This is a genomic window from Cohnella sp. GbtcB17, from assembly GCF_019091135.1.
GTDB lineage: Bacteria > Bacillota > Bacilli > Paenibacillales > Paenibacillaceae > Cohnella.
Genome location: NZ_JAGXJW010000041.1, coordinates 1 through 19,671 on the forward strand (window position 1 = coordinate 1; position 19,671 = coordinate 19,671).

Annotated in this window: 18 protein-coding genes and 2 pseudogenes; 11 read left to right on the top strand and 9 right to left on the bottom strand. The window is 51.4% G+C overall.

Annotation, left to right across the window (positions count from 1 at the left end; genetic code table 11):
* The first annotated feature begins 296 nt into the window (after positions 1-296).
* Positions 297-1,676: pseudogene (locus KVT38_RS21460) on the top strand (DJ-1/PfpI family protein).
* 49 nt (positions 1,677-1,725) lie between these two features.
* Here KVT38_RS21460 and KVT38_RS21465 read toward each other — a convergent pair.
* From KVT38_RS21465 to KVT38_RS21475, 3 genes are all read right to left on the bottom strand, one after another.
* Positions 1,726-3,318: a M14 family metallopeptidase gene (locus tag KVT38_RS21465; RefSeq protein ID WP_254639419.1), complete on the bottom strand. Its 1,593-nt coding sequence runs from the start codon at positions 3,316-3,318 to the stop codon at positions 1,726-1,728.
* A 336-nt stretch (positions 3,319-3,654) separates the two neighbouring features.
* The gene (locus KVT38_RS34900) at positions 3,655-3,954 is read right to left on the bottom strand and encodes an NAD(P)-binding domain-containing protein (protein WP_254639420.1); all 300 of its coding nucleotides are present in this window, start codon (positions 3,952-3,954) and stop codon (positions 3,655-3,657) included.
* A gap of 61 nt (positions 3,955-4,015) precedes the next feature.
* Positions 4,016-4,402 (bottom strand): MerR family transcriptional regulator, encoded by a 387-nt coding sequence (locus KVT38_RS21475; protein WP_217595798.1) that lies wholly within the window; start codon positions 4,400-4,402, stop codon positions 4,016-4,018.
* 199 nt (positions 4,403-4,601) lie between these two features.
* Here KVT38_RS21475 and KVT38_RS21480 point away from each other — a divergent pair, with 199 nt between their 5' ends.
* On the top strand, positions 4,602-5,465 hold the full coding sequence (locus tag KVT38_RS21480; protein WP_368859144.1) for a helix-turn-helix transcriptional regulator: 864 nt from the start codon (positions 4,602-4,604) through the stop codon (positions 5,463-5,465).
* A gap of 96 nt (positions 5,466-5,561) precedes the next feature.
* Positions 5,562-6,440, top strand: coding sequence for an SDR family oxidoreductase (locus KVT38_RS21485; RefSeq protein ID WP_217595800.1), 879 nt, complete (start codon positions 5,562-5,564; stop codon positions 6,438-6,440).
* A 61-nt stretch (positions 6,441-6,501) separates the two neighbouring features.
* Here the strand turns inward: KVT38_RS21485 and KVT38_RS21490 are convergent, their stop codons facing one another.
* Positions 6,502-8,670, bottom strand: a complete 2,169-nt coding sequence (locus tag KVT38_RS21490; RefSeq protein WP_217595801.1) for a PAS domain S-box protein — start codon at positions 8,668-8,670, stop codon at positions 6,502-6,504.
* A 278-nt stretch (positions 8,671-8,948) separates the two neighbouring features.
* On the opposite strand from KVT38_RS21490, the gene KVT38_RS21495 reads away from it, so the two are divergent.
* The 5 genes and pseudogenes from KVT38_RS21495 (at position 8,949) to KVT38_RS21515 (ending at position 13,733) form a co-directional block, all read left to right on the top strand.
* Positions 8,949-9,491 carry a MarR family winged helix-turn-helix transcriptional regulator gene (locus tag KVT38_RS21495; RefSeq protein ID WP_217595802.1) on the top strand — a complete coding sequence of 181 codons (543 nt, stop codon included), beginning with the start codon at positions 8,949-8,951 and terminating at the stop codon, positions 9,489-9,491.
* A gap of 19 nt (positions 9,492-9,510) precedes the next feature.
* The gene (locus tag KVT38_RS21500) at positions 9,511-10,956 is read left to right on the top strand and encodes an aryl-sulfate sulfotransferase (RefSeq protein ID WP_217595803.1); all 1,446 of its coding nucleotides are present in this window, start codon (positions 9,511-9,513) and stop codon (positions 10,954-10,956) included.
* A gap of 35 nt (positions 10,957-10,991) precedes the next feature.
* Complete coding sequence (locus KVT38_RS21505; protein ID WP_254639421.1) at positions 10,992-12,122, top strand: ABC transporter substrate-binding protein; 1,131 nt, start codon at positions 10,992-10,994, stop codon at positions 12,120-12,122.
* Positions 12,123-12,135: 13 nt separating this feature from the next.
* Positions 12,136-12,954 (top strand): annotated as a pseudogene (locus KVT38_RS21510) (ABC transporter ATP-binding protein).
* Entirely contained in the window at positions 12,951-13,733 is a 783-nt protein-coding gene (locus tag KVT38_RS21515; protein ID WP_217595804.1) for an ABC transporter permease, read from the top strand. Before KVT38_RS21510 ends, KVT38_RS21515 begins: the two are co-directional and overlap by 4 nt.
* Positions 13,734-13,793: 60 nt before the next feature.
* Here KVT38_RS21515 and KVT38_RS21520 read toward each other — a convergent pair whose 3' ends face one another.
* Entirely contained in the window at positions 13,794-14,672 is an 879-nt protein-coding gene (locus tag KVT38_RS21520; protein ID WP_217595805.1) for a helix-turn-helix transcriptional regulator, read from the bottom strand.
* Between the two features lie 144 nt (positions 14,673-14,816).
* On the opposite strand from KVT38_RS21520, the gene KVT38_RS21525 reads away from it, so the two are divergent.
* Positions 14,817-15,365, top strand: coding sequence for an NADPH-dependent FMN reductase (locus KVT38_RS21525; protein ID WP_217595806.1), 549 nt, complete (start codon positions 14,817-14,819; stop codon positions 15,363-15,365).
* A gap of 45 nt (positions 15,366-15,410) precedes the next feature.
* Positions 15,411-15,713: a Dabb family protein gene (locus tag KVT38_RS21530; RefSeq protein ID WP_217595807.1), complete on the top strand. Its 303-nt coding sequence runs from the start codon at positions 15,411-15,413 to the stop codon at positions 15,711-15,713.
* Between the two features lie 270 nt (positions 15,714-15,983).
* On the opposite strand, the gene KVT38_RS21535 is transcribed toward KVT38_RS21530, so the two are convergent.
* Complete coding sequence (locus KVT38_RS21535) at positions 15,984-16,514, bottom strand: GNAT family N-acetyltransferase (RefSeq protein ID WP_217595808.1); 531 nt, start codon at positions 16,512-16,514, stop codon at positions 15,984-15,986.
* A gap of 25 nt (positions 16,515-16,539) precedes the next feature.
* Entirely contained in the window at positions 16,540-17,337 is a 798-nt protein-coding gene (locus KVT38_RS21540; protein WP_217595809.1) for a hypothetical protein, read from the bottom strand.
* A gap of 234 nt (positions 17,338-17,571) precedes the next feature.
* Between KVT38_RS21540 and KVT38_RS21545 the strand changes: the two genes are divergently transcribed.
* Positions 17,572-18,213 carry a hypothetical protein gene (locus KVT38_RS21545; RefSeq protein ID WP_217595810.1) on the top strand — a complete coding sequence of 214 codons (642 nt, stop codon included), beginning with the start codon at positions 17,572-17,574 and terminating at the stop codon, positions 18,211-18,213.
* 84 nt (positions 18,214-18,297) lie between these two features.
* Here KVT38_RS21545 and KVT38_RS21550 read toward each other — a convergent pair whose 3' ends face one another.
* On the bottom strand, positions 18,298-18,888 hold the full coding sequence (locus KVT38_RS21550; RefSeq protein WP_368859145.1) for a restriction endonuclease: 591 nt from the start codon (positions 18,886-18,888) through the stop codon (positions 18,298-18,300).
* A gap of 124 nt (positions 18,889-19,012) precedes the next feature.
* Entirely contained in the window at positions 19,013-19,660 is a 648-nt protein-coding gene (locus tag KVT38_RS21555; protein ID WP_217595811.1) for a copper amine oxidase N-terminal domain-containing protein, read from the bottom strand.
* Positions 19,661-19,671 lie beyond the last annotated feature (11 nt).

Below are 19,671 nucleotides of genomic sequence, written 5' to 3' on the forward strand. Positions count from 1 at the left end.
GTTCATTTGAGCGGGATTGAACCATTCACATCTCAAGGAGTATCCGAAGCGTACCGCAAGTGCGAAACGAATCCTAAGAGGGGGAAGGTCGTCATTCAGAGAAAGCAGAGATGATCCTCGAAACCATGCGTAAAATTACACGAACAAGCAGCGGATGCCGCTGCTTGTTTGTCTTTTCTATCGTTTAAATCACTCCGAAGCCATCGGAACTTATCGAACCACAGACAGAGGTTATGTTTATCTTGTTTCGTTATATTTTACGAGTAAGCAATCTAGCTGTGGAAGGAACGGATCAAGTGAAAACTATACTACGCATCCTTATCTATATCATCGTTTTTGTCGTCGTCGTACGGGGGACAGGTGCCATCGGGTACGTCCATACCATGAATGCCGGAATGTCGGTATACGATAAAACCGCCCCTTCATTGACGGATGTAAAGGTACCAAAATATGACGCAAACTAACCGACAGTGGCCGTGCTGCTGGCGAACGAAGTGACGGAAGTGTTCGATTTTCTCGTCCCGTACGAAATGTTTGCGATGACTGAAGCTTACAATGTATACGGCGTTGCCCCGGATCGCGAGATTAAATCGCTAACGGGCGGACTCGATGTCGTCCCGCATTATTCATTTGACGAGATGGATGCGATGCTCGGTAAAAGCCCGGACATTATCGTCATTCCGTTTATGCCGATTTTGAACGAGAAAAAATATGCGCCCGTCCGGGAATGGATTCGGAAGCACTCGGGTGCCAAGACGACATTGCTCTCCATTTGCAATGGGGCTGAAAACCTGGCGGATACCGGCTTGCTGAACGGCAAATCGGCTGCGACGCACTGGGGAGACATCAACCGGCTCATAAAGAAATATCCGGAAATCCAGTGGGTGAAGGATCGGCGCTACGTCCCGCAAGGCAACCTCGTATCTTCTGCCGGTCTGACTTCGGGAATTGACGCTGTGCTATACGTCGTCTCCCAGCAGTTGGGCGAGGCGGCGGCGAAGAAAGTGGCAGGAGAGATGAACTATCCCTCCTACGATTATGTGACAAACCCGCAAATGAAACCGTTCGTCGCCGGACTCAGCGATATAACGTACGTACTGAATAACGCTTTTCAATGGAACAAAGTAAAGGCGGGTGTGCTGCTATATAACGGCGCCGATGAACTGGATTTGTCCGCCGCATTCGATACGTACGCCGCTTCCGGTACGACAACGACGTTGACCGTCTCCAGCGCGAACGAACCGATCGTAACGAAGCACGGCCTGAACCTCGTCGCGCGTTATCAGATCAAAGACGTGCCGAAGCTGTCGAAAATGATCGTTGTCGGTGCCGATGCCGAGGCTGCAGCCGCCGATGACATCAACCAATGGAAGAACAGCGGCAGCAGCACGAAATTGCTGTTCCTGCACCGCGACGCGGCGGATCGGTTCGCAATAGATCCCGCATTCGAGGATTTGGCCAGGCAGGAGGATATCCGGACAGCGAAGTTTGCCGCCAAGAGGCTTGAATATCGCGCCACCGATCACCTGAAGCTGGAGGGCAGGCCCTTCTCTCTTGAAGCGTTTGGCATACCGGTTATGCTCGGCGCCCTGTCCTTGCTCATCGCTTTTTTCATCGATCGGCTGTTTATCCGTAGGAAAAAGGGATCATCCGCAGATAGAGGCGCTGCGGGGTAAGCCTTGCTACATTATTGTGTTCGAAAGGCTCGCTGAGGTCGGCAGAAGCTCACGAATTCACGGGAACACTCCCGCTGTCCGCCTCTGTTTCTACAGACGTAGTCGCATCACTGGATGGTATTTCCGTTCCTTCTTGCGTCTCTTCCTCCGAGATCGTCGTCAGGGCATCAGCCGGTAGATCTGCCTCGCGGATCCAGATCATGCTCTCCACCGCCTCGACGAGAAGCCAACCGTCCCAACGCTCGAGAACGATGGCGGTTTGCGTTTGAAGCTTGGAGGGAGAGGGCTCCGTAGCAATCGGCGTTTCATAATGAACGACTTGCTCCGTCAAGCTGACGGCCAGGTTCATCGGCTTCTCGAACGGACCTGTTATGACCGCTCTGGAGGAGATCCAGCCGGAACCTGCCGGCGAGGAGATTTCCAGCCAATCGCCTTTCTGTCGCAACGTTTGGTAGCTGCCTTTATATACGATACCCGCCGACTTCGAACGAAGTTCAGGGAATTGGTATCCTTTTTCATCGGCGAGCAGTCGAACCTCTTTCGTCCATTGAGCAGCCGGCTGCCGCTTCAACCATAGGCCGTAGCCTTTCTCCGCTATCATCCATAGCGTATCTTTATGCTGCCGCCAGATTCGATTCCATTGCGACAGCGGGACGTGCGTCGATCCGGCGGCCACTCCGAGCTCTGGCGTCAGGGCGGGCCTGCCGAACTGCTGGATAAACCAGTCGGAGAACCCGCCGCCGGACGGATTGGGCTGCGGCGCTACGAGCGAATAACCCGTTAACTTGGCGTAAGCGGACGCAAAGCTATAATCGCGGCTGTAGTTCGCCGGATGGGTATGGAAATTCCAATATACGATTTCGCCCGACGTATGATAGGCAAGCGAGATTTCCGGTTTGACGGCGAGCGCGAGGTCGTACATGGCCTTCGCCTCTTTCGCTTGCAGCGGTTGGGCGCCTTTATAGTTCATATAAGTCGGCCTATTGGCTGCATTCGCGATTCCACCCCAATTCGCAGGGTATTGTCGGTTCAGATCGATGCCTTTGGCATTCGCTTTCCAACGCTTAAAGTCTCTGCTGCCATTATTCATATAAATGAGATTCGCGCGGTCGGCTTCCGGAAAAGCGCTCAAGCCGAATTGCTGGAGCGTCACGCCGTCGGGATTGACCATGGGAACGATACGGAACGTGACGCGATCCAGCAGGTCGCGGGCACGAAGCCCGCCCGAGACTATACTGTTTTTCTCGTATTGAACGGCCATTTCCTCAATCAACCTCATCAATACGATTGTCGTCATCCACTCGCGAGCATGATGTGAGCCATTCAACATAATGACGGCAGGCCCATGGCCGACATCGACCATGAACAACGAACGGCCATATTCGCTTTTCCCTGCTGAACCAAGCTTAATGAGTCGAGGATATCTTGCCGACAGAGCCTGCAAATCGGCGCTCATACGGGTATAGGAATACACCTGCAGCGGATTGACGATAGGTTGAACGGAGGACGGATACGCCGTCTGAACCGCAGCTTGCACAGGTAACAGAGCAGAGGAGAAGATGATCGCGACGGTTAAAACAATGGTAACTAAGATTCGGGTGTACTTGTTAAAGCGGATATCGTGCATGATTGCAAAAAACATTTTGTTCCTCCAAAACAGTGATGTCGAAAACGAGAACTCTAGATCCTACTATTCGACACCGTTCAGCAATCCCCTCCAAACGTCAGCGTTATGTCCTGCTCCGATCTCCCTTCTCTAGCATATCAAGCAGCAGGCCAGCAAGCGGAGCCGCGAGTTGTGCGCTTTGCGCTGCCGACAGCAAGAGGCCAACATCTTTCTGCGGAATTTTACTTTCGGGTATGGATGACTTCTCGGCTAGCATTTTGCCATAGCTTTGATAGATGGGGGCGGTAAACAGAGTGCTCGTAAGCATATTGACCGCCGCTTTGGGATCAACCCCGCCGCGTTCGGCTATACCTAGTGCTTCTTCCAGTGAGCGTGCGGGTGAATACCGCCTATGCCCAGGCGTTCTAGGAAATCTTCGCTTTTAACGACGTCTTCCAACGCTTCATCGTCCCACACCAAGGTGACGACGATGCCGCCGGTTGTCACAGCGTCTGCTGGACGGCCCGCCTGCAGCGCACCTTGAGCGACGAGCGGTGCCGCTTTTTCCGGGGTGCGGTTGTATACGGTCAACGCATATCCTGCTTGGAGCAGATTGGCGGCGACTGGCATGCCTAGCAGTCCGAGTCCGATAAATCCAATGTTTTCTCTCATGAATTTAACCTCCTTAGGGCGATAAACATTACGTCAACGTCATGTTTAGGGCAAAAAAAAATTAATCCCTCTCATTGGCCTCAAGCCACCGCTCGAAACGTTCTATATTCGACTGCAAATCGCTGCGGAACTGCCCGAGCGCTTCAAGCTTCTGGTCCGTGTCGGCCAGATGCCGGTACAGGATGCCGAGGACTTTTCGTTTCGGCAGCACCTCGCTCGTATCCGTAAAGTAAAGCTCGATTACGTCCCGAATTTCCTCCAAACTTAGGCCAACCTTCTTCAACTGATCAATCTTTTGCAGACGAGCGACCGTTTCTTCCGTGTAGTAATGATGACCGTTGCCTTCGCGCTCGCCGGACGGAAGCAATCCAATGCTCTCGTAATAGCGAACCGTGCGCTGGGTTACCCCGGCTCGTTCTGTCAGATCGCCAATGCGCATGCGGTTCATGATGGATTACTCCTTCCAGGATATAATATGACGTTAACGTCATGTTTGCATGATAGCATTGGGAGTGGAAGATGTAAAGAAGGAAGGCTTAGCCACAGCATGGCGACGACACCTGAACAGAGATTATAATAATCGTGTACGAAGTGCTTGGGGTTCTTGTTTAATTTCGATACGTATTCTTCCATATAAGTAATTAGAGGTGAGCTGCTTGAAACCGAATCGTTCCTCATCCGCATTGGGCGAGTTCATCAAATCGCGCAGAGAACGCTTGCAGCCTTCAGAGGCAGGGATCCTGCCGCTGCCCGGACGAAGGCGCACGCCGGGACTTCGAAGAGAAGAAGTCTCTTATCTTGCCCATATCAGCGTGACTTACTATTCCTGGCTGGAGCAAGGCAAGGAGGTGAATCCTTCGCCGGAAGTGCTGCTAAGTATCGGCAAAGCGCTTCAGCTTGACGAAGATGAGCAGAAGCATCTGTTCGATCTGGCCCATGTAGACGCGGCGAGTGTCGTGACAGTCCCGAATAACGGAAGGCCGGATACCGGCGTTTTGCAGAAAATCGTAGATCAGCTTTATTATCCTTCTTTTATAACGGACGAAGGTACGGATGTGATCGTATGGAATCGGGCAGCAGAACTGATCATAGCCGATTTCGGCAGTCTGCCGGACAAAGAACGGAATATGATAGAGATTATGTTTTTAAAGCCGGATTACCGTGCAAGACTGCTGAATTGGGAAGGTGCCGCCCGTTACTCCGTAGCGGTTATGCGGGCAAGCTTTGACCTTTACAAGGACAACCCGGTATATATGGAACGGTTCGAACGCTTGAGACGGGAAAGCGAGGACTTCGTGCATTTATGGGAGCTATATGAAGTCAAGCAAAAGCGCGTAGCCACCTCATTATTTCGTCTTCCTGACGCACAAGAGATGGAGTTCACGCTCCATTCGGCGGGTGTCATCGATAACGACCCTGGACTGCACTGGTGTTTCTTTGTTCCGGTGCCCGGTTCCGGCACGGAGGAGAGATTATTGCGTGTACTGGAGCAGGACAGGCCGCTCCCGTAGACTGTTACTCCCGTTAATAGAATAGACGTGCTGTGGCTAGCTCCCTCCCGTTGCTTGTATGCTTCAGTGGAAGACAACGATTGGAGGGGACTTAGCATGCAAACATGGTTTATTACAGGAGCTTCAGGAGGCTTGGCTGCACGTATAACTCGCCGGTTGCTGGACAGAGGGGACCGTGTAGCCGCAACGGTACGCAAGCCGGGTGTGCTGGATGATCTGCAGGCACAGTATGGCTCCCAACTATGGCAGGCTCATTTAGATCTGACCCACCCTCAGCAAATTGCCGAAGTTGTGGAACGTGCATTTTCAGAGCTGGGCACGATCGATGTGTTGGTCAATAATGCCGCCTATGGATTGTATGGCGCAGTGGAAGAAGCAAGCGACAGGCAAATTGAGCATCTGTTCATGACCAATGTGCTCGGCTCCCTGCGTGCAGCCCGTGCAGTCCTGCCTTTTTTCCGCAAGCAGGGCGGCGGTCACATTGTACAGATTTCGAGTATGGCGGGTCATTATTCGATTCCGGGCATGGGACTGTACTGCTCTTCGAAATGGGCAGTCGAAGGGGCCTTCGAAGCGCTGGCTAAGGAAGTGGCTTCGTTCAATATTAAAACCACGATGGTGGAGCCCGGCGGGATCCGAACGAATTTCATTTTAAGCAACGCCGTGATCGGCGAGCGGATGGACGAATACCGAAATACGGAGGCGGGCCAATTCGTTAGCCTGATGAAGGGGGAACTGCCAGGCATAGATATGAGCATGTTCAACAAAATGGTTATCGGCGATCCGGATAAGATGGCGCAGCAGATTATCCACCGTGTCGATCAGGGCGAGGGGCCGATACGTATGGCGTTGGGCAGTGACGCCTATGAGCAAATCCGGGCAGCCCTGCTGGACAGACTGGCCGCACTGGAAGCACAGAAAGAGCTGGCTTGCTCCACGGATGCAGATGATGTAGTAAATGAAATAGGCAACTGAACACTGAACATAACTAAATAAGACATCGCTCCTCCGAGACGATGTCTTTTTAATGAGACCATTAAGTCATTTTTCCCTCCAACGGTTGGAAGCAGGCCGTAAATCCAAACGTCGCCCCTCCCCCGGGAGTGGCATCGACCCAAATTTGGCCATCCATCAGTTCAACCAGCTTTTTACTAATGGACAGTCCTAAGCCAGTCCCTTGTGACGCCGAAGAATTAGCGAGCTGTACATAGGGTTCGAAAATATGACCGGCCTGGTCCGGCGGAATTCCGATTCCGGTATCGACGATCTCAAATTGAATGCAGGCTCTATGATTGATTTCCTTAAGTTGAGTCACGTTTACACGCACGCCGCCTCGATCGGTAAACTTAACGGCATTCCCGATAAGATTTGTTAACACTTGTCTTAAACGTGTGGCATCCCCTCTCACGGCATCCGTTAATTGGGGACCGAAGGAGAGGGACAGTTCAATATTTTTGGACTGCGCTCTCGGTATTAATAATTCAACTGTCCTGGAGACTTCATCCTTGATCGAAAAAGGGTGATCTTCCAGAACTGTTTTCCCGGCCTCGACCTTGGAGATGTCCAGGATATCATTAACGATCTTCAACAACATTTCCCCGCTGCTTCGAATAACTTCAATACAATCCTTGTCGTCCGGCTGCAAGGTTTGCTTATCAAGCAACAGATCTGCCATCCCGATTACACCGTTTAATGGCGTTCTGATCTCATGACTGATCATGGCTACAAAATCGCTTTTTGCTTCATTGGCACGTTCCGCTACTTCTTTAGAGAACATGAGTTGCTTTTGCTCCGTGATATCCTTTGCTATGAGAAAGTAACCGACTTTTTGGTCATGAACAACGATAGGAGCAATCGTAGCTAACACCTCGACCGATGTGTCGTCACTCCTAAAGATTTTATGGATACCTTGTTCAGCCAGCTCCATCTGTCCGTTGCGGATCAAGTTCCAGTTGGCTTCTCCAATGAACCCGCATATGCTCAAGCCTCGTAATGACGTTATAGGCAGCATCGTTAGTCTGCATGCCGCGGGATTCGTATTTTCAATTTTCCCAGCTAAATCAAATGAAAAAATGGCATCGTGGTTATAATGTTTAAGCGATGTATATCGTTCAATGGTCTCCAGCAGTTTTAGTTCTGCTTGCTTGCGCTCAGTAATGTCCTGTACCGTTCCACCAAGCTTATCGCTTGAAGCAACAGCCCTTATACTAAGATACTTATCAGCAAAAGCATATTCCTGTTCAATTAAATCTCCCTTGCACACATTCTTGATGGCGTTTAACAATTGATCGCGATCTTTGAGGTGAACCCCCTCAAGCAAGTCAGCGGCCTTAAAAAGTCCGGATTGATTATCAAGTCCTAGTATTTCAGACGCTTGGTCGGAAACCCACACTTCTTTTGTGTCAAAATAATATTCCCAACTACCCAGCTTGGCAATTTTCTGAGCTTCCCTCAGGTTTGTCTCGCTTCTCCATCGATCCGTAATTTCCCGACCGATCGCAAGTATCCTTTGGTCTTCCGGCAATTCGCCGACGACTTCGTACGTGGTTTCAAACCATAAGTAATGTCCATTGATGTGGCGCAATCTATAGCGAAGAATACCCTGCTGCGAAAAGTTCAGCTTCCTCAGACGTTTTAAATCTTCAGGATGATAATAATCGCTGTTCGATTTTCCGATAAACTCTTCCGGGCGGTAGCCAAGAAGATCAAAAACGGATGGGGATATGAATTCACACATGCCATCCAGTTTAGTGATATAAATGATATCCTGCGCATGATTTGTAATGAGTCTAAACATCTTTTCCCGCTCAACTAATTGCAATTCAACCTTCTTCTGTTCGGAAATATCAATCACATGGCATATCAAGTAGGGATGATTCCCGGCTTGTCCTTGAACGAACGATACGTGCAAGGATGCCCATAACGTCGTTTTATCTTTTCGAATATACCTTTTTTCCAAATGGAAATAAGAACGCTGACCCTCAGCTAATTCTCTAATCAAATGGTCATTTTCAGTGAAATCAGTTGGAAATGAAATATCTTTATAGCAAAGCCCCTCTATCTCTTGATGAGAATAGCCCAATAAGTCACAGAATGCCTGATTTACTTTTAATATATCCCCTACAACCGACGTGAGCACAATGCCCATTGGAGCCTGGTTATAAACTTGTTCAAACATATTGAACAGATCTACGTGCTGTCCCATGTAGGCTCCTCCGTTATTTCAAGTGTAACTATTATACCATTCACTTTACTTTTCAAGATTAATATTTGATCAATTATTACGAACCAACTAAAAATTCCGACTTGACTTCTGTGATTTATGGGTTTAATATCGTCTCATAAACCTTTTAGCACTCGTTATTTTAGTGTTAAAGCAATTTCATAAGCCGATTGGACCAACCAAAGGCCACAGCGATCCCCGATTCGGGGACAGTTGCGGTCTTTTTTTGATGCTCTGAAGGAGGGTGCGACAAAAAAAGGATGACGGATGAAGAATGGAAACGTTTGGAGGAAATCGACTGGCTGTTCCGGCGGATGGTTCGGAAGTTTGTGAAGGAACGCGACAAGGTGTCGGTCGAAGGGATCGCGCTGCCCGGCATGCTGATCCTGCAGAAGGTGAACCGCGACGGCGAGCAGAGGCTCGGGGATCTGGCGGAAGAGCTGGACCTGACCTCCGGAGCGATCACGACGCTGTGCGACAAGCTGGAAAACAAGGGCTTTGCGCGGCGCCGGCGAATGGAAGAAGATCGCCGCACCGTGCTGCTCGACATTACGCCGGAAGGACGCGCGATGCTCGCGCGGAACCGGGATGTGGGCCAGCGATGTATCACGCTCCTGTTCGGTGACTTTACCGGGCAGGAGCTGGAGACGCAGAAGGAGATTTTCCGGAATATGGCCGATCGGCTGGCGCATTTCTCGGAAACCGTGATGGAGCTTGTCAAGGACAATGCGGAGCAGGCGATGGAGAAGCCCGGCAAACGGCCGGATCACTCCCCGCCGAACAACCGTTTCTTAAACTACTAAATTTGAGGAGAGATGGATCATGGGACATCCTACGATTTACCCTACCGGAGCGACAGTATACTTGCCGGAAAAAGCCTGGAGCGGCTACACGATCTTCCAGGCAGCCGAGCTCGGCGCGCTGTTGATCGATATGAGCGGCAAGGAGGTTCGTCTGTGGAAGGGACTGCGCGGTTTTCCGAACAAGATTTTGCCGGGCGGCTATGTGACGGGCAGCACCAAGGAGCGGGATCCGAAATACGGCTTCCAGGACGAGATCGATCTCGTGCAGCTGGATTGGGACGGCAACGTCGTCTGGGGCTTCAGCCGCTTCGAGTTCGTCGAGGACCCCGGCTACGAGCCGCAGTGGATGGCACGCGCTCACCACGATTATCAGCGAGAGGGGAACCCGGTCGGCTACTATGTGCCGGGACAGGAGCCCAAGGCGTTGGGCGGCCGCACGCTGGTGCTCGTTCATCGCAACGTGACGAAACCCGAAATCTCGGATAAGCTGCTGCTGGACGACGTCATTATCGAAGTGGACTGGGAAGGCAACATTGTCTGGGAGTGGGCGGCGAGCGATCATTTCGAAGAGCTGGGCTTCGACGAGGACGCCAAGGCGGCGCTGTTCCGCGACCCGAACAGCCGCCATTTCGGCGGCAATACCGGCGGCGACTGGATGCATATCAATTCCGCCTCGTGGGTCGGTCCGAACAAGTTTTACGATGCCGGCGACGAACGCTTTCATCCGGACAACGTCATCTGGGATGCCCGCGAGTCGAACATTATCGCCATTACCGACCGCAAGACCGGCAAGATTGTCTGGCAGCTTGGCCCGGACTTCTCGAAGCCCGAAGTCAAGCATCTCGGCTGGATCGTCGGCCAGCATCACGCGCACATCATTCCACGCGGGCTGCCCGGCGAAGGCAATCTGCTCGTATTCGACAACGGCGGCTGGGGCGGCTACGGGCTGCCGAATCCGGCGTCGCCGGACGGCCTGAAGAACGCTGTGCGCGATCATTCGCGCGTGCTGGAGATCAACCCGGTGACGCTCGAGATTGAATGGCAGTATACGCCGACCGAGGCCGGTTATCTGGCGCCGCTCGATTCCTATCGCTTCTACAGTCCGTATATCAGCTCGGCGCAGCGGCTGCCGAACGGCAACACGCTGATTACCGAAGGGGCGGACGGACGGATCTTCGAGGTTACGGCGGCACACGAGCTGGTGTGGGAGTACATCTCGCCCTACAAGAACAACCGCAACTCGAATATGGTCTATCGCGCTTACCGCGTGCCGTACGAATGGATTCCACAGCTCGAGAAGCCGCGCGAGGAAGCGATCGCGCCGATCGACGTCGCCGATTATCGCGTGCCGGGAGCGGCGGCGAGAGGCGCGGTGTCCGTCGTCGAGATCGCCGGAACGATCTCCTTCGAGGACGGGGCGTTCTGCGTACCCAGCATCGGCGAGAGACCGGCGTCTGAGGACTGATCCATTCGATAACGGAAACCGGAGGAGAAAATAAAATGAGGACCATTATCCATAGAATCAGGATCGCCAGACAAACGCGTTCCATATTCGGAATGCTGACAGCCGTCGCGCTGTTCGCCGTTATCCTGACCGCTTGCGGGGGCAACAACAATAACAACAACAATAATAGCACCTCGCCGTCCGGCTCCGCCTCCCCGAGCGCCGGCTCGTCGGACGCTGCGCAGACGGCCGGAGCTTCTTCGCCTGCGCCGGCGGCGAACGATCCGATCAAGGTGAAGATTGCCGACATCGTCAGCAATCCGGTGTTCCGGGTCGCGAAGAACAAAGGCTTCTTCGACAAATACGGCATCGACGCGGACATCGTCACATTCGCTACGCCGGCGGAAGGCATCAACTCGCTGTTCATCAAGCAGACCGACCTGGCGTGGGGGGCCGACTTCCCGATTTTGAACGCGGTGAGCAAAGGAGACTATTCCATCATCGCGGCGACGGGCACGAACACCGACGCGGCGGCGGCCCAGTGGAAGCTGTTCGCCCAGGACGACATTCAGCAGGGCGCCGATTTGAAGGGTAAGAAGCTGAGCACGCTGCGCGGAACGTTCCTGCCTTATCTGTGGGACGAATATTTTAAGGCCAACGGCATCGCCGTGAAGGACACCGAGCAGATCGGGCAAGGCGGGCTGGACGAAGCGTATATCGCGCTGCAGAAAGGGCAGATCGACGCGACTTGGGTGACCGGCGCGGCGCTGATCGCCAAGTTTCAGACCATCGAAGGCGCGCACGAGCTGACCGATATGTCCAAGACGCCGGTGCGCATCGGCGGCGACGTCATCGCGCCGAACAGCCTGCTCGAGGCGCATCCGGCGGGCGTGGCCAACTTCCTGCGGGCGGTGGAAGAGGCCTCGCAGTACATCGCGGCGAATCCGGAGGAGACGGCCGACATTATGTTCGCGGAAGTGAAGCAGCCGAAGGACGCGACGCTGCGCGATCTGTCGACGGTCAACTGGGCGATCGGATTTTCGCAGGAATCGTTCGAGAGCCTGTCGGGCCAGAAGCAGTACATGGTCGACAACGGCATTATCGAGAAGGATTTTGACCTGGCTTCGAAGCTGGGCCTGGACAGCCTAAAGCAGGCCGTGCCGGACCGGGTCACCTACGGCCAATAATGGAGGGAACGTCATGTCTTTAGCGAACCCGTCATCATCCAATACCATCACGATCGAGCGCTTGAGCAAGAGCTACGCGGCGAATAAGCCGGGCTCTTCCGGCGGCGCCGTGCACTACATCATCAAGGACGTCGACCTGGTCGTCAGGGGCGGGGAGTTCTTCGTGCTCCTCGGCCCCAGCGGCTGCGGCAAGTCGACGCTGCTGAACATCATCGCCGGCTTCGTCTCCAAGACCGGAGGCGATCTGCGGGTCGGGGACGTCGAAGTCCGCAAACCCGGGCAGGATCGGGCCGTCGTCTTTCAGCAGGCCGACTCCTCGCTGTTTCCCTGGCTGACCGTGCGCCAGAACGTGGAGTTTGGGCTGAAGATGAAGAAGACGCCGAAGGACGAGCGCCGGAAGATCTCCGACCGGTTCATCCGCATGGTCAGCTTGTCCGGCCACGAGAACAAATTTCCCCGCGAGCTGTCGGGCGGCATGTAGCAGCGCGTCCAGCTGGCGCGGGTGCTGGCGAACGATCCGGCGATTCTGCTGATGGATGAGCCGTTCGGGGCGCTCGACGCGATGACGCGGCGCACGATGCAGAAGGAGCTCTGCCAGATCTGGCGGGAGACGAACAAGACCGTCATTTTCGTTACGCACGACATCCAGGAAGCGATCCTGCTCGGCGAACGCATCGGCGTCATGTCCTCCGGACCCGATTCGCGCATCGCGGACGTCTATGACGTACCGCTGCCCTATCCGCGCGACGCCGCATCCGCCGAGTTTCTCTCTCTGAATCGGCGGATTCAGTCGCACTTCGATTCCGGGCTCGAAGGAGGGGGCTATCCGTGAACATATTGAACAACAAATGGATAACGATCCCGCTGCTCTGGGTGATCGCGCTTGCCCTCTGGCAGCTCGGCGCCTGGATCTACGGACCGGACATCATTCCGGGGCCGGTCGAGACCTGGGGCGGGGCGCGGGAGCTGCTGAGCGACGGCACGCTGCTGAAGGACATCGGCATCAGCTTCTATCGCGTCATCGCCGGCTGGTCGCTCGGGAGTCTGGTCGCGATTCCCCTCGGGCTGATCATCGGCCGCGTGACCGTCATCCGCGTGTTCGCAGAGCCGTTCCTGAATTTTATCCGCTTCATTCCGCCCATCGCCTTTATCACCCTGTTCCTGGTCTGGTTCGGCATCGGCGAGCAGTCGAAGGTCGCGCTCATCATGTATGCGACGCTGTTCATCGTCATGATCAACACGCTGGTAGGGGTGCTGTCGCTGGAGGAGGATAAGGTCCGCTCCGCCCGCAGCATGGGCGCTTCGGAATGGCAAATTCTGCTGCACGTCGTCATTCCGGCCACGACGCCTTATATGTTCACCGGCATCCGCCTCGCGATGGGCACCTCCTATATGGCCATCATCGGCGCGGAGATGATGGCGGCGAACGAAGGCGTCGGCTTCCTGATCTGGAACTCGCGGCTGTTCTTCCGGACGGACTGGATCTTCGTCGGCCTGATCAGCCTCGGCCTGATGGGCTTCACAACCGACCGCATCGTCGGCTGGATCGGCCGCAAGGTGCTGTACCGCTACGGCGTAGTCGGCTCGACGCCCGCGCCGAACCGCAGATGAATCAAGGCACCCGCATGGGTGCCTTGATTTATGTCTAAAAAAGTTCTGATTGCCTCCGTACTAAACTCTTTGAGAAGATTCAAGCGGCTCTGAGCGCCGGCTCCGATATTCGATCAGCAGCCGCTGCATCTTCTCCGCTGTGCCGTCTCGTTGGGGAACATGAATGGAAATGGTCAAATTCGAATCGTTCGAATACTGAAACGACACAAGGTCAAAATTCAATATCCCGAGATTCGGACAATGCAGCGTCTTGGGAGCATCAATGGCATCGAGAACCTCATGAGCGTCCCAAAATTCCCGAAACTCCCCGCTAGCCTGGGACAGCGCCTCGAACTGCTCGGACCACCAAGGGTCGTCGCCGTGACGCGCATACCCGGCATGGAAATGAGCGGCGATCCGTCGCGCATGCAATTCCCATTGGTCTCCCTTAATATAGCGGAAACGGGGAGAAGTAAACGTCATCCAGACAAAGTTTCGCTCCCTCTCCGACATCGCCGCAAGGTCCCCATTTAATGCGCAGTAGGCTTCATTCCAGGCAATGATGTTCATTCGCGCATCCATGACATTTGAAGGGGACAAATTCTGGCTATCCAAAAAGCGTTGAAGTTCCTGAGTTACCTTAGAGGGTTGCTTCGTATCGATCAAGGGAAATTGCTTGCGGGCAAGATGGTATAGATGCCTGCGTTCCGATTCATCGAACCGAAGCACTTCTGCTATTCGATCAAGAACCTCGGCGGATACGTTGATATGACGCCCTTGTTCCAAGTAGGTGTACCAATCCAATCCTACATCGGCCAGCAGAGCCACCTCGCTGCGACGAAGCCCGGGTGTGCGTCTGCGTCCAGATTCCGGCAATCCGGCTTGCCTTGGAGTTATTCGTTCACGGCGTGAGCGCAAAAAACGAGCTAATTCCTCATAACGATCCAATTTGTTCGCCATGATCGCCATGCCTCCTATCCCTTTATGAAAGTAGGATTCCCAATCCTACGATATCCAGATCTCTCCCTGTCCTCGTTAAGCCCATGTACACTAGTCTATGTCCTCCTTAGGGAGAATAGCAAGATACTCATAGAGGTGATGAAAATGAAAGTAGCTGCCATTGTCGGAAGCATTCGTAAAGATTCGTACAACTTGAAGTTAGCCCGTTATATTCAGAACCGTTATCAGCATCTGTTCCAGTTGGATCTGTTGAACATTCGGGATCTCCCTTTTTACGATCAGGATATCGAGACGACTCCGCCGCAGCCGGTTATCGACTTCAAGGCGCAAGTCGCTGCTGCCGACGCGGTGTTGTGGGTCACTCCGGAGTATAATTCGACGATTCCCGGCGTCATGGCCAATGCGATTGACTGGCTATCCCGCGTGGATCGCGTCATGATCGGGAAGCCCTCCTGGATCGTAGGATCTTCCATGGGATTGTTGGGATCGGTCAAAGCGCAGGGCCATCTGCGAGACATTCTGTTCTCGTCCGGCATCTCTTCGCCGCTGTTGCCGGGGAATGAAGCGTACATCGGCCTCGTTCATGAAAAGCTTAACGAGCAAGGCGAGCTGACGGACGAACCTACCATGAAGTACCTTGATCTCGTAGTCGACAATTTCGTGAAATGGATGAAGGAAAAATCTCGCCATTGAAGCGGATCAAAGTCGAAACTAAACCGGGACCTAGGAGGGATTCACGTGTTTGAGCATATCGTGCTATTGAAGTTCAAGCCCAATGTTTCTACTGAAGTGAAAGAAGATGCGGTGAAGCGCGCACATGACTTTAAAGGGAAAATTCCGGGGGTCGTTGGTCTTAGCGCCGGGATCAACATAACCGAGGAAGTCGAGCACGCGCAGGGTTTTACGCTGGGGATCCGAGTTACCTTTGAGGATCAGCCGGCTTGCCGGGATTATATTCAGCACCCCCTGCATCAACAATTTTTGCAATTTATCGGCCCATTCGTAGATGGGATCGTCGTGATGGATTACTCATTTTCCTAACGCCCCCATTCCCGACCTCGTAAAAGCTCGCAGAAGCCAAAAACCGTCAGGAGCTTCCCTGACGGTTTCAAGCGTTCTGGCGCATCGGCCTGCTCCAGATCCGCTTGCTCGCTTAAGCTGGAATCCACCGGCAGCATCAATGAACTGCCCCGTGATCCATCGCGCTTCCTCTGGGCTAGAAATACAACGATATCTGCAACGTCCCAGTGGTGCCAATTCTTCCAAAGCAGACTTCGGAGCCGCACATCCGTTTGGGTGCCGGAGTAAACACTACATCTTCATATAATCTTTTTTAATCATTGCCATAATAATTTCATCGGAATAAGTTCCGTCATAATACAAAGATTCACGTAAAACGCCCTCTTTTACAAAACCTGCTTTTTCATATGCTCTTATTCCCCGAAGATTATGACTAAATACTTCTAATTCTAATCGATTTAATTTTAGTTCTTCAAAAACAAATCGTAATACAATTTTAATAGCTTCAGTTCCATAACCTTTTCCTGTTAATTGAATTGAATTCATTGTGATTCTAAATCCTGCTTTTTTATTTTCTTCATCAATATCCGAAATAGATAATTCACCAATCATTCGGTCATCGTCTTTTAAACAAATAGCAAAATCGTAGCGAGAAGGATCGTTATTAATATTATTTATATGCGTTTGAATTTGTTCCAACGTAAAGTTAGATTTAGTACCTGTCATATAACGTATTTCTTCATCCATTGTATTAGCTAACATGATCGGTGCATCTAATTCTTCAAGTTTTCGCAAATAAATTCTTTCGCTTTCTAAATTCACATTTAAGCCTCCTCAAGAATATCATCTAAAGAACGTAAGCTCCGAAGTAATAATCAAGCGCTTCTTCGGAGTATCCATCATCCCCCTGCCATTGCGCCATAGCGTTAAAATCAAGACCTACACCTCTATGTTTACGGGGTGTATCACGCTGCGTCAGCAAACCGGCATATCCCCATATTTCCATCACCGCATCCCGTTCTTGTTTGCTGGAAACCATCGCATTCTTCCAACGCTTCTCCAACATCCGGGCGCTCTCATTGTCCGCACAGCTCCGAATCGCTTCGAGCATGTTGTGGAGGATGGCCACATCCTCGTCCGTACATTCCATCGCTTCCTCTCTACTGAGTAGTTCGAGGTCCAGCCAACAGTACAGAAGATCGTTCAAGCGGACGCCTCCCCATTTGACCCGCTCGAAATTCAGCACATTTAAATCCTCCTCCACATATTCCCGATCCGCCATGAGCCGATGATAATTACAATCCCCGCAGCTGCTCGTATTTGTCCGCACCGAGCTCCGCTGTTCATAGGAATGCAAAGGCAACCCGGAAGTCAGCGCCCAGCTTGAAAGGGAGCTCCTCAGATAAACTTTTCTCGTAGACAGACTGTGCAGGAACGCAGCGGCTACCCGTTCCTTAGTAATCTCCTGATGCAATTCGTGCAATCGCTTAATGAGATCATCATGATGGATCGTGATAGGATCGAACATAAGCCCTTTGCTCTTGGCATAGTCGAAGTCCTCGCCAGCAAAGGCATACGGTCCGTCTTTCCACCCCTTTGACGACCAGAAGGTATTCAGCAATATTTTTTGGGCTTTTTTATCCATTCGGCATCCTCCTTGTCCGGCTGATTAGCGACCGTACTGTGATATCCCACACACTGTTATCCTTTAAATCAGTAATACATGTAATTTGTATGCAGGTGTTCCTATGTGTGCTAGTCCTGCGCAACCTGTCCAACAGTTAGCGGATGGACTTGCCCTTTGATATCCGATGAGTGGGTTGAAACCCGATCTGTATATAAAAAGTACTATTAATAAAAATTGTTTTCGGGGGAGTATATGACTACATTTAATTTAATCTTTAAGCAATTCAAAAAAGATCTCTCTACAAGTAAAATGATTTTAAGGTTTATTACTTTTAGATCACAAATTAAAGCTACTATTCTATTTATTTTCATTTTTCTTTTCAGTCATTTGGGATCTTATACAAATCAACTTTACTATATCCCGATGTTCATCTCGGCTATATTTTTGTATTGGTTTATCGACAAAGAACTTTCCAGGATTAGAAATAGAAAGTATGGCACAAAGATTGATTTTCTAGAAAGAAAGTATGTCATTCTAATTGATTTGCTTGAAAAACAGGGAATTTACAATCCATCGGATAAGACAGCATCTGAAAACAAAATTCACTATTTAATTGAAATATTAAATGAAAAACTTCGAGATAAAAAAAGGAGTACCAAGCTAATTAGCTTTCTTGGTACGATAGTGGTCTTGCTTGCAAGACTGATTCCTTTTTCGGAATTAAAGGAAGTTACCTTTAATCAAACAACCCTGCTGTGGTTAACTCTTTCAGTTCAGTTGCTTGGAATATTTATCATGGCCTATCCCATATTATTTGAGATCCTTAATAGAAACCATTCAAAGATGGATGAAATGCGTAATATGCTTTATGAGATAATATTTAAAAAACTATAAACTTGCACTGCGATATGGGTTCCCCTTAACGGATCTATCGGCGAAAACAAATGGCGGCCCTGTGGCCGCCAGACTTTGTTACGCTTATGCCCGCCGTGACTTTATGGGCTGCCACTTTCCCCAAGCTCTAAGCTTTTGTTCGATTACGCCTCCGTGCCAATAATCCACCTTGAACTTCTCTGCTTCTGCTTTGGCGGGCTTGGTCAGGTCTGATGTTGTAATCAGAAGCGATAGAATACAGTTGTGGTTGCGCTTCGCCGCGACCAATTCCCGAACTGTCTGAACTGGCACAAAGTTATGGTCTGCGTAGCACTTGGCCTGAACAGCCGTCCGTTCTCCTCGCTTGTCCACAACTACAAGGTCAACGCCTCCGTCATTGCCGCCGACGCCCACCTCATGAACTTGGTAGCCTTGACCTCTGAAATACAGTGCCAGCAGACGTTCGAACTCTACTCCGTTTAATTGATCAAGTGCTGACGTCAGAAGGACCTCATCCGAACGGCAAGACTTCGACGTTCGCGAGGGCAGCGTCGTAGTCTTCTTATTCACCGTCTTAGTAGGACGCTTCCGCCGATTGCCGCTCCTTTTCTTCTTAGCTGGCTGCATTAGTCCTGAGATGATCCCCATAGCAATCGGGATGACAATAAGCCAAGCAAACCATGCGTACTCCTTCACAGGACCTTGCCGCCTTTCCTCTTTATGAAAATAACTTGGATTAACCTGTTCGTCTAACGTTCTTACATAGATGACGAAGAAGACAAATGGCGGCACTATGGCCGCCAGGATTGATCCTTATCGATTAAGACGCGATATTGATACGATCCAAAAACGAGTCATAGGAAATTGAAATGCCAAGACCTAAGGAGAAAACTTTGATGGGAACATAGGTAGTACCCTTATAGATAACCGGCGCTACGTTTAACGTAGAAGCAACATTGTTTACCTTCATGGTCTTACTGTTGACCACGAGCACAACAGACTTATCCGACTTTTTCAACTGTATAACCTTGTTCTTGGCGTCATATTGAACAGATGCACCTACGGCATCTGCCACAGCCTTCAGAGGAACCAAAGTTGTATCGTTAATTACAATGGGAGCATTATTAAAGGCTAACCGCTCATTATTCAAGTAAATGGAAGTACTTGCGCTCTTGTATTGAACCGTAGAAGACTTTGATTTGGATGAGGTGCTCTTCACTCCACTCTTAGCGCTTGTGGACGTGCCGTTAGACGAATGGCTGCTGGATGAGCTGGATGAAGAAGAATCGGACGAGGATGAGGATGAGCCTCCACCATTATGATAATGGTAACCACTACATAAGCCTTTAGCCTTTGACTTAGCGGAGCAATTGTGGCCCCCGTTTGAATCTGTACGGCCGGAATGTGCTAAAGCTGCTGACGGTACGACCATAATTAACAAAAGAACGAATACTAAAACCTTCTTCACATCTGTTCCTC

Excerpts from the sequence above, each read along its gene's own strand:
- KVT38_RS21465 (WP_254639419.1), bottom strand. The coding sequence starts at position 3,318 with ATGTTTTTTGCAATCATGCACGATATCCGCTTTAACAAGTACACCCGA.
- KVT38_RS34900 (WP_254639420.1), bottom strand. The coding sequence starts at position 3,954 with ATGAGAGAAAACATTGGATTTATCGGACTCGGACTGCTAGGCATGCCA.
- KVT38_RS21475 (WP_217595798.1), bottom strand. The coding sequence starts at position 4,402 with ATGAACCGCATGCGCATTGGCGATCTGACAGAACGAGCCGGGGTAACC.
- KVT38_RS21485 (WP_217595800.1), top strand. The coding sequence starts at position 5,562 with ATGCAAACATGGTTTATTACAGGAGCTTCAGGAGGCTTGGCTGCACGT.
- KVT38_RS21490 (WP_217595801.1), bottom strand. The coding sequence starts at position 8,670 with ATGGGACAGCACGTAGATCTGTTCAATATGTTTGAACAAGTTTATAAC.
- KVT38_RS21495 (WP_217595802.1), top strand. The coding sequence starts at position 8,949 with ATGACGGATGAAGAATGGAAACGTTTGGAGGAAATCGACTGGCTGTTC.
- KVT38_RS21500 (WP_217595803.1), top strand. The coding sequence starts at position 9,511 with ATGGGACATCCTACGATTTACCCTACCGGAGCGACAGTATACTTGCCG.
- KVT38_RS21505 (WP_254639421.1), top strand. The coding sequence starts at position 10,992 with ATGAGGACCATTATCCATAGAATCAGGATCGCCAGACAAACGCGTTCC.
- KVT38_RS21520 (WP_217595805.1), bottom strand. The coding sequence starts at position 14,672 with ATGGCGAACAAATTGGATCGTTATGAGGAATTAGCTCGTTTTTTGCGC.
- KVT38_RS21525 (WP_217595806.1), top strand. The coding sequence starts at position 14,817 with ATGAAAGTAGCTGCCATTGTCGGAAGCATTCGTAAAGATTCGTACAAC.
- KVT38_RS21540 (WP_217595809.1), bottom strand. The coding sequence starts at position 17,337 with ATGGATAAAAAAGCCCAAAAAATATTGCTGAATACCTTCTGGTCGTCA.
- KVT38_RS21545 (WP_217595810.1), top strand. The coding sequence starts at position 17,572 with ATGACTACATTTAATTTAATCTTTAAGCAATTCAAAAAAGATCTCTCT.